This is a genomic window from Candidatus Woesearchaeota archaeon, assembly GCA_003695435.1.
Classification (GTDB): Archaea; Nanobdellota; Nanobdellia; order Woesearchaeales; family UBA11576; genus J101.
On sequence record RFJL01000002.1, the window covers coordinates 1 to 11,544 of the forward strand.

Annotated in this window: 12 protein-coding genes and 2 tRNA genes; all 14 read left to right on the forward strand. The window is 42.9% G+C overall.

The features are described 5' to 3' along the window. Nucleotides 1-157 precede the first annotated feature (157 nt). Nucleotides 158-433 carry a hypothetical protein gene (locus D6774_00035; protein ID RME78763.1) on the forward strand — a complete coding sequence of 92 codons (276 nt, stop codon included), beginning with the start codon at nt 158-160 and terminating at the stop codon, nt 431-433. A gap of 6 nt (nt 434-439) precedes the next feature. Then, a complete protein-coding gene (locus D6774_00040) occupies nt 440-2,017 on the forward strand; it encodes a thermosome subunit (protein ID RME78764.1) in 1,578 nt (525 codons plus the stop codon). 219 nt (nt 2,018-2,236) lie between these two features. Continuing rightward, complete coding sequence (locus D6774_00045) at nt 2,237-2,563, forward strand: 50S ribosomal protein L7ae (protein ID RME78765.1); 327 nt, start codon at nt 2,237-2,239, stop codon at nt 2,561-2,563. A 2-nt stretch (nt 2,564-2,565) separates the two neighbouring features. Next, nucleotides 2,566-2,832: a 30S ribosomal protein S28e gene (locus tag D6774_00050; protein RME78766.1), complete on the forward strand. Its 267-nt coding sequence runs from the start codon at nt 2,566-2,568 to the stop codon at nt 2,830-2,832. After that, nucleotides 2,829-3,026: a 50S ribosomal protein L24e gene (locus D6774_00055; protein RME78767.1), complete on the forward strand. Its 198-nt coding sequence runs from the start codon at nt 2,829-2,831 to the stop codon at nt 3,024-3,026. Before D6774_00050 ends, D6774_00055 begins: the two co-directional genes overlap by 4 nt. After that, the gene (locus D6774_00060; protein RME78768.1) at nt 3,023-3,502 is read left to right on the forward strand and encodes a nucleoside-diphosphate kinase; all 480 of its coding nucleotides are present in this window, start codon (nt 3,023-3,025) and stop codon (nt 3,500-3,502) included. Before D6774_00055 ends, D6774_00060 begins: the two co-directional genes overlap by 4 nt. Nucleotides 3,503-3,524: 22 nt before the next feature. Continuing rightward, the gene (locus tag D6774_00065) at nt 3,525-5,666 is read left to right on the forward strand and encodes an elongation factor EF-2 (protein ID RME78774.1); all 2,142 of its coding nucleotides are present in this window, start codon (nt 3,525-3,527) and stop codon (nt 5,664-5,666) included. Nucleotides 5,667-5,847: 181 nt separating this feature from the next. Beyond that, on the forward strand, nt 5,848-7,140 hold the full coding sequence (gene tuf / locus D6774_00070) for a translation elongation factor EF-1 subunit alpha (GenBank protein ID RME78769.1): 1,293 nt from the start codon (nt 5,848-5,850) through the stop codon (nt 7,138-7,140). 11 nt (nt 7,141-7,151) lie between these two features. Next, nucleotides 7,152-7,460 (forward strand): 30S ribosomal protein S10, encoded by a 309-nt coding sequence (locus D6774_00075; GenBank protein RME78770.1) that lies wholly within the window; start codon nt 7,152-7,154, stop codon nt 7,458-7,460. A 126-nt stretch (nt 7,461-7,586) separates the two neighbouring features. Beyond that, nucleotides 7,587-7,670 (forward strand) — tRNA-Ser (locus D6774_00080). A 232-nt stretch (nt 7,671-7,902) separates the two neighbouring features. Continuing rightward, nucleotides 7,903-9,033: an MFS transporter gene (locus D6774_00085; GenBank protein ID RME78771.1), complete on the forward strand. Its 1,131-nt coding sequence runs from the start codon at nt 7,903-7,905 to the stop codon at nt 9,031-9,033. Nucleotides 9,034-9,054: 21 nt separating this feature from the next. Continuing rightward, complete coding sequence (locus D6774_00090; protein ID RME78772.1) at nt 9,055-9,960, forward strand: AAA family ATPase; 906 nt, start codon at nt 9,055-9,057, stop codon at nt 9,958-9,960. Nucleotides 9,961-10,011: 51 nt separating this feature from the next. Then, nucleotides 10,012-10,114: transfer RNA gene (locus D6774_00095), tRNA-Ser, on the forward strand. 203 nt (nt 10,115-10,317) lie between these two features. Continuing rightward, a partial coding sequence (locus D6774_00100) for a hypothetical protein (GenBank protein RME78773.1) occupies nt 10,318-11,544 on the forward strand: 1,227 nt, incomplete at its 3' end.

Consider the following 11,544-nt stretch of genomic DNA (forward strand, 5'->3'; position numbering starts at 1 on the left):
AAGAGTATCCTCCTGGGTTTCGTCACCTGCTAAAACATCAAACAAAAAATGATCGAAATTAGTTGTATCATCAGAGTCCATATCCGCAGAAAAGACTCACTCACATTTAAACATTCCTACGACAAGTATTTATAGTTGTAATCAAACAACGTCCTCAATGATTTTTAATAAGAACGTTAATAAGAATGCGAAGAGGAAAGGTAGTAAGAAGAAACCGGTTAAACAAAAACCTTCTTACACAGATAAACCCTCAGTCTCAGCAGAACATTACAATGATATGATTACTTTTTACACTCGTGCATTAGAAGAAAAAAACGCTATTATTGAAAAGCTCAGAAGAGATAATAGTATTCTTATGAAATCCTTAGTGCGAAAGAGTGAGAAGCTTGTAGAACTTGAATCCGAAAAGATTAAAAGACCTGCAAAAAAGTAAGGATACATGTCCGATCAAAACATTCTCCCTGAAAACGTGCAGCGCTATCAAGGAAGAATTGCTCAGCGCAACAACATCCTTGCAGCAAAACTCGTAGCTGAAACCATACGCACAACTTTAGGTCCCAAAGGAATGGATAAAATGCTTGTTGATCCTGCGGGAGAGGTAACTATCACGAACGATGGTGTAACTATTCTCAAAGAAATGCACATTGAGCATCCAGCTGCAAAAATGATTGTTGACATTGCAAAAACCCAAGAAGAAGAAGTCGGGGACGGAACAACATCTGCAGTGATTCTCGCAGGAGAGTTGCTCAAACAAGCAGAATACCTTCTTGAAAAGGATGTGCACCCCACGCTTATTGCACGAGGATATCGTATGGCATTTGAAACAGCTCTAAAAATTCTGCACAACCTTAGTGAGCCTCTTAAGAAAAAAGATTTAGAAGTTATCGCAGCAACCGCGATGACAGGAAAAGGGGCAGAAGCAGATAAAGAACATCTTGCCACACTCATTATTCGTGCAATTGACCTTATCAAATCACAAGGAGACGTTTCGCGAAAAGACATCAAAGTTGAAACCATTGTAGGCAAAACAGTAGGAAACTCAGAACTTATTGAGGGAATCGTTCTTGATAAAGAAAGAGTGCACGCAGAGATGCCAAAAAAGGTAGAAAACCCTCTCATAGCACTTATTGATGCACCTCTTGAAATTAAAAACACAGAAATTGATGCAAAAATTAACATAACCTCTCCTGAGCAAATGCAGCAATTCCTTGACATGGAAGAGCGCATGCTCGCTAATATGGTTGCAAAGATCAAAGCAACAGGAGCCTCTGTTGTGCTCTGCCAAAAAGGCATTGACGATCTTGCACAACATTTTCTTGCACGCGAAGGCATCTATGCTGTGCGACGCATTAAGAAATCCGATATGGAACGCCTTGCAAAAGCAACAGGAGCACGCATCGTACATAACCTTTCAGATCTTTCTTCTGCAGACCTTGGAACAGCAGGAGTGGTATTTGAAAAAACGGTCGGGGATGAAGAGATGACCTTCATTTCAGGCTGCAAACGTGCAAGGGCAGTAACTCTTCTTGTGCATGGACCAACAGAGCATATCGCTCATGAAGCAAAACGCGCAGTAGAAGATAGCATTGGGGATGTGCTCAGCGCACTAGAATCTGGACGCGTTGTTGCAGGAGCAGGATCTTGTGAGATGGAACTCTCGCGAAACCTTATACATTTCTCACAACAATTCTCAGGACGCGAACAACTCGCAATCAAAGCATTTGCCGAAGCTATTGAAATCATCCCACGCACTCTTGCGGAAAGCGCTGGAAGCGATCCTCTTGATATCATGACTAAGCTTAAAGCAGCTCACGAAAAAGGACAAAAATGGGCAGGAATTAATGTCTTTACGGGAACCATCATGGATGCTTATAAAAAAGGGGTGATTGAACCGCTTAAAATTAAGACACAAGCAATATCTTCAGCAGCGCAAGTTGCAATTATGATTTTGAGAATTGATGATGTGATTGCAGCAGGAGCTCAAGAACAGAACGCGCAGATGCCTGAAGGGATGTGATATTTTACACTACTTCTACTGTTTTAGACCTCTGCTGTTTTTAGTGTATTTTAGTGAATTTTTCTTCTCTCTCCACAAGCTTTATAAACCCCCTCAAAGGTTTCTACCTTATCTCAATGAGATATGATGGCCTTAGGGCTTGATCGAGAGACATTCTCTCAAGATACTAAAAAAACAAAATCAAAGCAAACTCGCGCTTTGAAATGAGGACAAGAAAAAATGGCAAACGCTGAAAAAGCACTACAAGCAGTTGAACAAGCAAGAGCTTCTGGCAAGATCAGAAAAGGAACCAACGAAGTTACCAAAGCAGTTGAAAGAGCACAAGCAAAAGCAGTTGTCATCGCAACTGATGTATCACCAAAAGAAATTGTTATGCACCTTCCACTTATCTGTAAAGACAAAGGAATCCCTTGCATAGAAGCAGGATCCAAAGAAGAACTCGGCGCAGCAGCAGGACTTGGCGTCGGCACAACTGCAGTTGCAATTGTTGAAGAAGGCAATGCAAAAGCGCTCATTGAAGAGCTCAAAAAAGCAAGTGAGGAATAAGAATGGCCAAAAACGATAAAGCCCAAGACAGTAAAACAACGGGCCAGGTCAACTTTTCCGATGCAGTTCCTGCAAGCGTTGAAGAAGTAGTAGGACGAACAGGAACTCGAGGAGAAGCACAACAAGTACGTGTAAAAATCCTCGAAGGACGCGACAAAAACAAAATCATTCGTCGCAACGTCAAAGGCCCTGTGCAAGTAGGTGACATCCTCATGCTCAGAGAAACAGAGATAGAGGCAAGACCTCTTAACAGAGGAAAACGACGATGAAATGCACATTTTGTGATCAAGAAATCGCACGTGGAACCGGAAAAATGTACGTGAAAAACGATGGAAAAGTGTTCCACTTTTGCTCCCGAAAATGCGAGAAAAACATGTTACAACTAGGCAGAGTTCCAAGACGAACTCGCTGGACGGGCATCGCACACACAGAAAAGAAAGCAGCAGGAGATAAGAAAAAATGATTGAGCGAACTCTTGTTTTACTAAAACCTGACGCTGTTGAAAGAGCGCTTGTCGGAGAAATCATCCAACGTTTTGAGCGCGTAGGACTGCGCATTGCAGGTATGAAAATGATTCGAGTCGATCCAGAACTTGCAAAGAAGCACTATGCAGCTCACGTTGATAAACAATTTTACCAAGGACTTGAAGATTTTATTACTTCAGGACCTGTGGTTGCAATGGTTCTTGAAGGTCTTCACGCAGTAGAACTCGTGCGAAAAATGGTTGGTGGAACTGAGCCAAAATCAGCAGCTCCAGGAACCATTCGAGGAGATTACGCGCATCACTCATACATGTATGCGGATCAAAAAGGAATTTCCATTAAGAACTTGATTCACGCGTCAGGAACACAAGAAGAAGCTGACCAAGAAGTACAACTCTGGTTTAGCGACTCCGAGTTACATCACTATGAACCAGTGCATCAAAAGCACACACAATAAGAGGTAACGAAAAATGGCAAAAATGGTAGATCGTGTCATGGCTGCAATGAAGCACCAGGACACTATTAGGAACATAGCAATTTGTGCTCACATTGACCACGGAAAAACAACCTTTTCAGACAACTTGCTCTCAGGAGCAGGTATGATGAGTGAGGAGCTTGCAGGTCAAGCTCGCCAGCTCGACTTTCACGCAGATGAACAAGAACGAGGAATCACTATTGATGCAGCATCAGTTTCTATGGTGCATGATTTTGAAGGAAAAGAATACCTCATCAACCTTATTGACACGCCAGGTCACGTAGATTTTGGCGGGGACGTTACGCGTGCAATGCGTGCAGTAGATGGGTGTATTGTTCTTGCATGTGCTGTTGAGGGTGTTATGCCTCAAACAGAAACAGTTCTCAAACAAGCTCTTCGAGAAAGAGTGAAACCTATTTTGTTCATTAACAAAGTAGATCGTCTCATTAAAGAGCTCAAACTCACACCCCAAGCAATGCAAGAAAGATTTACCAAAATCATCACGCATGTCAATAAACTCATACGAGAAATTGGTGGTGAGTTTGGAGAAAAGAATCAAGTAAATGTTCAAGACGGCTCTGTTTGTTTTGGATCCGCGTTTCATAACTGGGCACTCTCCATTCCCTTCATGCAGCAAAAAAACGTGGGTTTCCAAGAAATCATTGATGCCTATGAGTCTGATTCCCACAAAGAAATTCGTAAGAAAGCACCGATTCACGAGTGTGTTCTTAACGCAGTAATCAGACACCTTCCTCCGCCCAACGTGGCGCAAGAGTACAGGATTGAAAAGCTCTGGGAGGGAGATCTTGATTCACCTGAGGGTCAAGCACTTAAAAAATGCGATCCTAACGGACCTCTTTTCTTCGTTATCACAAAGATCGTGGTTGATCCACAAGCAGGTGAAATCGCAACAGGAAGAATCTTTGCAGGAACGATGAAGAAAGGGCTTGAAGTCTACCTTAACAGAGCAAACCAGAAGGGACGAGTACAACAAGTATTCATCTACAATGGCGCTAAAAGAGAAATTGTTGATAATGTTCCCGCAGGAAATATTATTGGTATTTCAGGTCTTAAAGCATCGCCTGGAGAGACTATAACGCTCAAACCAAGCGAGCCATTTAGAGAGCTCTCACACATCTTTGATCCTGTTGTTACCAAAGCAATTGAAGCAAAAAACCCTGCAGATCTTCCAAAGCTCATTGACGTTTTGCGCATTGTTGCAAAAGAAGACCCTTCAGTACACATTGAAATAAATGAAGAGACTGGAGAACACCTCATCTCTGGAATGGGTGAGCTTCATCTTGAAGTTATTGAAGATAGGATCAGATCAGAAAAAGGAGTTGAAGTGAAAACTTCTCCTCCCATTGTTGTGTATAGAGAAGTTGCAACCAAAGCATCGCCAGAAGATGCTGAAGGAAAATCTCCGAACAAACACAACCGCCTCTACTTCAGAGTTGAACCTCTTGAACCAAACGTTATTGAAGCGATCAAGAAAGGGGATCTACGCGAAGGAAGAGTCAGGAAAAAAGACGACGATACTGTGCAAAAACTCATTGAACTTGGATATGATTCCAAGACTGCACGTAACGTACGAGACATCTTTGATGGGAACATCTTCATCGATGAGACGAGAGGTATTGTGCAGATTAATGAGATCATCGAGCTTGTCATGGACATGTTCGAAGACGTTATGAAAGCAGGAGGCCTTGCGCAGGAGCCTTGTATGGGTATGAAAGTCAAACTGATGGATGCAAAACTTCACGAAGATGCAATTCACAGAGGACCTTCTCAAATGTACCCTGCTGTTCGTGAGGGTATTCGTGCTGCTATTTCAAGTGCGGGACCAGTACTCTTCGAACCTGTACAGACTCTTCGCTTTGAAGGTCCTGCAGAGTACATGGGAGAAATTTCCAAGCTTATCAACAATAAGCGAGGACAACTTCTTGACATGCAGCAAGAAGGTGAACACGTAACGGTTCTTGCAAAAATGCCTGTAGCAGAACTCTTCGGACTCTCAAACGATCTACGGTCAGCAACTGGTGGAAGAGGATCTTCTTCACTCGTAGACCAGAGTTTCGAACGCCTACCTGCTGAATTGCAGGACAAAATCGTTGCGCAAATCAGATCTCGAAAAGGTCTGAATTGAATCTTATGATTTCAGGGGTTTAAACCCCTGAGCGTTTAATTTTTTCATTGATCGCCCAACAGCAACCTTTATAAAGGGGTCTCATTTTCGGGGACATATATCTCCTACTCTGATGGGGGCAACAAAGGGGCTCAAGCTCGTATTTAATAAAAACAACAAAAACTGATGAGGAATTAAGATAATGGCAAAAGAAAAACCACACATGAACGTTGTGTTTATCGGGCACGTAGACCACGGTAAATCAACCACAGTTGGCCGCCTCCTATTCGACGGTGGCGCAGTTGACGAAGTAACAATGCGAAAGCTCAAAGACAAGGCTGCTGAACTAGGAAAAGCAGGATTCGAATTCGCATACGTTATGGATAATCTTAAGGAAGAACGTGAACGTGGAGTAACCATTGATATTAACCACAAAAAGTTCCAATCAAAGAACTATGATTTGACCATCATTGACGCTCCAGGTCACAAGGATTTCATTAAAAACATGATTACTGGAGCATCACAAGCAGATGCAGGTGTTCTTGTCGTAGCAGCAAATGATGGTGTTAACGCACAGACAAGAGAACACGTTTTCCTCTCAAAAACTTTTGGAATCTCACATCTCATCGTTGCAATAAACAAGATGGATATTTCAGGAGTTGAATGGAGCGAAGATCGCTACAAAGCAGTTAAAGAAGAAGTATCTGCACTTCTTAAAACTGTAGGATTCAACCCTGACAATGTACCTTTCATCCCTGTAGCAAGCCTACATGGAGATAACGTTGTTAAAAAATCCGAAAACACGCCTTGGTACAATGGACCAACACTTCTTGAAGCAATCGACGCGCTTCCTGCACCAGAACGCCCAGTGGACCTTCCACTTCGCCTTCCCATTCAGGATGTCTACAACATCACCGGAATCGGTGTTGTTCCTGTTGGAAAAGTTGAAACTGGCGTTATGAAAGTTGGTGACAAAGTTATTGTTGTTCCAGCACGTGACGGAAAAGGTGTGAAAGGAGAAGTAAAAACAATCGAAGCTCACCACGAACAGCTCCAATCAGCTGAACCAGGTGACAACGTAGGATTCTCCGTTCGTGGAATCGGTAAAAAAGATATTGCACGTGGAGACGTTCTTGGTCATGAAACCAATGTTCCAACAGTTGCTGAAGAGTTTGAAGCGCAAATCGTTGTGCTCAACCACCCTTCAGTTATCACTGTTGGATACACTCCAGTCTTCCACATCCACACCGCTCAGGTTGCTTGTCAGATCACCCAGATCGTGAAAAAGCTCAACCCAGCAACCGGTGAAGTTATGGAAGAAAACCCTGATTTCATCAAAAACGGTGATGCAGCAATCGTAAAGATCAGACCAACACAACCGCTCGTTATTGAGAAAAACTCAGAAATTCCGCAGATGTCCCGATTCGCTATTCGCGATTCAGGAGCTACGGTTGCAGCGGGAATGTGTATTAACATCACACCAAAACAACTCTAAGGTAGACCACTATGCAAAAAGCACGCATTAAGTTGACATCAAGCAACATTGATCGCATCAATGAAGTATGCGCTTCAATTAGAGAAATCTCTGAGAAGACTGGCGTGCAATTACGTGGACCAATACCTTTGCCAACCAAGAAGCTTAAACTCACCACGAGGAAGAGTCCTTGTGGTGACGGAAAAGCAACTTGGGAGCGCTACGAAATGCGTGTACACAAAAGACTTCTTGATCTAGGTCTTGATGAACGCGCACTTCGACTCGTGATGCGGGTACCTATCCCAGAAGGTCTCAAAATTGAGATCGAAATGGTCGATTAATCTTTTTCCCTTTCCTTTCTTCTTTACGTTTTGATTTTTCTAATGCAAGAGGAGTTCGTTTTTACAATAGTGAAGTCCAAATCAATAAGTTTTATAAGACGTGATTTACCTCAAAAACATATCTTTGCCAACGTCGCATAACCTGGTATTGCGCAAGCCTGGAAAGCTTGTTTCCTCACGGATATCCCGGTTCAAATCCGGGCGTTGGCGTTTTTTATTCTAAAAAACACTTGTGCCCATTTTTGAACCGGGATTGTTAGGTTCATCCAGCAAATCGGGGATGTGCGGGCTTTGATTCGCAAAGAATACGCTACGTTGGCAATTTCCACACTACACAAATCTTTGTTCTTACCTCTGTTTGCTTAATAGGATTCTTTTGTGAAGTGGGACGCCTGTAATACGGCGTAATACTTTTATACTTTGTTGCTTCATTGCTCTTTTTATGCATGTTCATTTTACTTCATTTACTCGAGGGGATAAGGAACTCTCCGAGCTTGTCATCTCCCAGCTTTTGCGCTACTTCGCACTTTCACTTGTTGGTTTATTCATACCCCTATATTTGTGGAGTCTTAACTACTCGCTTGACGTCATTCTCTTTTTTTACGCGATGTATTTTGTGTTCTTAATCCCTTTATTTTTTCTTGGTCTGTGTACTACGCGGTACTTTGGGTACAAGCATACTATTGCTTTTTCAATACCTTTTTTGATGCTTTACTTGTTCTTACTCATCAGACTCGAAACTATGCAGATTCCTCTTACTTTTATCGCCTTTGTTGCTGCGGTTTCATCGGGGCTGTACTGGGCAGGAGCACATACCACTGTTGCAAAAAATTCTTCATCTAAACGAAGAGGGCGCCAAGTTGCTCTGTTACAATCCTCAAGAATTGCCTTTTCTATTGTGTCTCCTCTTCTTGGTGCAGGAATTATCCTCTTCTTTGGTTATTCACGTCTTTTCCTCGTCGCTATGTTCTTGCTTTTCTGTTCACTCTTACCCTTTCTAGTTACAAGAGATAGAGGGTATCCTTTTCATTTTGACTTTCGCTTATTCTTTAAAGAGCATAACTCTCGCGACGCAGTGTTTTATTTTTTTGAGGGTTTTCAGTCATTTGGTTATGTGACTATTTGGCCGTTGTATCTTTTTGTCATGGGGGTGAGTCTTGTACCTCTGGGTCTGCTCTTTACCATTGCAGCAGGTCTTCAGTTTTTTGTAACGCTGTTAATGGGAAAACTTACCGATCAGAACAAACAGTTCATTAAACTTGGAGCGATGCTACAAGCGCTGTCATTTATTCTCTTGCCGTTTCTACATTCACTCTACTCTCTTGGCATACTTACCGCATTTAGAAATATGACAAATCCTCTACTTACAACTCCTTTTGAAAAACTCTATTATGATAAGGCCAAAACGCTTTTTGGCATCTACGTGCGAGAATTCTGGATGGATGTAGGAAGGATTTGTTACGCGTTCATCCTCATTTTATGTTTTTCCTTCACAGGAGGTGTCCAGGTAGCTTTGATAGCAGGTCTTGTTCTCTGCGCCATTGGAACAAGTATTATGGGTTGGTTTACCTAAATGTAAAGGTTTAAAGCGAGGATATGTTTCTCTTATGTTGTGGTTTCAAAAAAACGTGCGAGAAAAAGAACAACTCATAAGACAAACAGACGCGCCCGTAACAAGAAAAAAGCGTCCTTGTTAAAGAGATCATTGTTCTTCTTGTTTAACGTCCTTTTTCGCCTATTAAGAGTGTTTTTTCGAGGAAGCAAAGTCTTTGTTGTGTTTTTGTGGAAACAACTCTTTCAAAAAACGCGTTCATTACAAAGGGTGAGGAAAAAACAAGGTGTACAACGAAAAAATAACGCTATTTATGAAAAACCGGTTATTAATGTGTTCTCTGATGAGGAAGGTTTTGAAGAGTTTGCAAGAGATCTTCACGAAGACTCATTACTCCTTGTTATTCTTGGACGCAGAGGTTCTGGAAAAACTGCTCTTGCACATAGCATCGCGCAAGAAATGGCAACGCATCAAGGAAAGCGTATTGTCACACTTAATGAGCCAAAACCTATCCGAGGAATTAAGAATTATTCCTCTCTTGATGAGGTTCCTCAAGAGAGCATTGTTATTGCGGATGAGGCAGGCATTCATTTTTCAGGACGATCAGCAAGCTCTTCAAAAAACAAAGATTTTCTTAATGCCCTAAGGATTTCTCGACACAGGGGAATTAGTGTTATTATTGTCTCACAAGATTCTGGAAGTGTTGATGTAGGACTTCTTCGTCTCGCAGACTATTTAATTATGAAGAGGATTACGCAGAGCATGTTTGACTTTGAGCGTCCAGTAATTCAAAAACGGCTTCGAAAAGGGTATGAAGCACTCAAAGACAAAAAAGAGGATAAGAGTTTGTTCTATGTCCTCTCAGATGATTTTACGGGTTTGTGCAGGCATAGGTTAGCAACCTATTGGACGCAAAAAACAAGTGTGGCATATCGTAAAGACGAGTAGAAAACGCTTGCATACTTTTAAAAATGCGTGGCTGTGTGTTTTTGTTTGTTTGCCCGCGTCGCATAACCTGGTATTGCGCCGGTCTCGAATCAACAGGTGTTGAGGAGTGAACCGGTTTCGTTACGATATGTCGGTTCAAATCCGGCCGCGGGCGTTACAACCTTACAACTACGTTTGTTGTTTTTTGAACCGTACTTATCGTTCTTGTGGTGGGTTGAGAGCGCTTTCCCAGCACATAACAATCTTTATAAATCAACAAGCGTTGGTGTTTATTAATGCGACGTCTCACATGACCTCGTACCGGCTGTGACTATGAAAAGGGGTGTAGAAGTATTAGTAACATTATTCTTTGTCCTTATGGGACTTTCTCTTTGGATTACACCAGAACTCACCGGTCTTGCAGTACAAAGTCCCGTTAATGACACGGTTGAACTCGCAGCACCATCCCAAGCAGTAGCACAAGCAAGCATTCTCCAAGCACGCATCGCAAACAAACCCCACACGAACCGCGTGTTCATCGAACGAGTGGTGGAAAGAGACGCAGTACAAGACGTCGACGCAACAGTTACATCCCTTGGAAAACAAGCACGCATCGAAATACGAGGAGCAGCACAAGCAATTGAGCGCATCCAAGCAGTACCACTACCCCAAACACTACGCGTTGAGGGCCGCGATGTACAAACACGAACAGAAGCCGTAGCAGTTAACAACATCACTATTGAAAGTGCGACAATCACGCTGCCTAAAACAGGTGAGGTTACCACCATTCTCCACTGCGCTGACAAGAACTGGAATGAAAACACTGGAACGTGTACGTTCTGGGAAGACGCAGGACTCTCCTTCACACAAGACGCAGACTTCATAACCTTCAACGTCACTCACTTCTCCGCATACGCAGGAGGATTTGTTGATGAAAGCGGGGACAGCGGAGTGTGGAGCGGAACAAAAGTCAACCTCTCCGTCACCGTCAACACACTCGCACTCACCACAGGATTCACAACAGGAACCTACGAATCAACCACCATCGACGCAGGACAAAACGCAAACTTCTCCTTCATGAACTTCACAGGAAGCCTAGGCGATGGAAACATCACCTTCCAAATAGCATCATCACCTACTGACTCAGGATTTACTTTCATAGGTCCAGACAACACAGCAAACACCTACTACAACGTCACCGCCTTCAACACACTCATCCCCATCAACACCACCATCAACAGATACTTCCGCTACAAACTCTACTTCAACAAAACAGGGTCGCTTTCCCCCTCACTCACCGCAGCAGTAGTACGCTACCACATCGTTGACGACAACAACGCAAGCTCAGACACCACCAGCCTAGCAGTCTTTGATGAAAACGAAGACCTTGGTTATTATTCCGGACAAAACATGACGGTATACGCAAACTACACCGACTTTGCGTCAGGAGCACCCATTGCAACAGGAAGCTGTGACATCTACATCGACACAGGTCTTGGAAAACAATACCTCCCCATGACCTACAACCCCGCAGACGGACTCTACAACAGATCTGTATGGACCAACTCACTAAGCCTTACCAACCTTGACTACTCTGTCAACTGC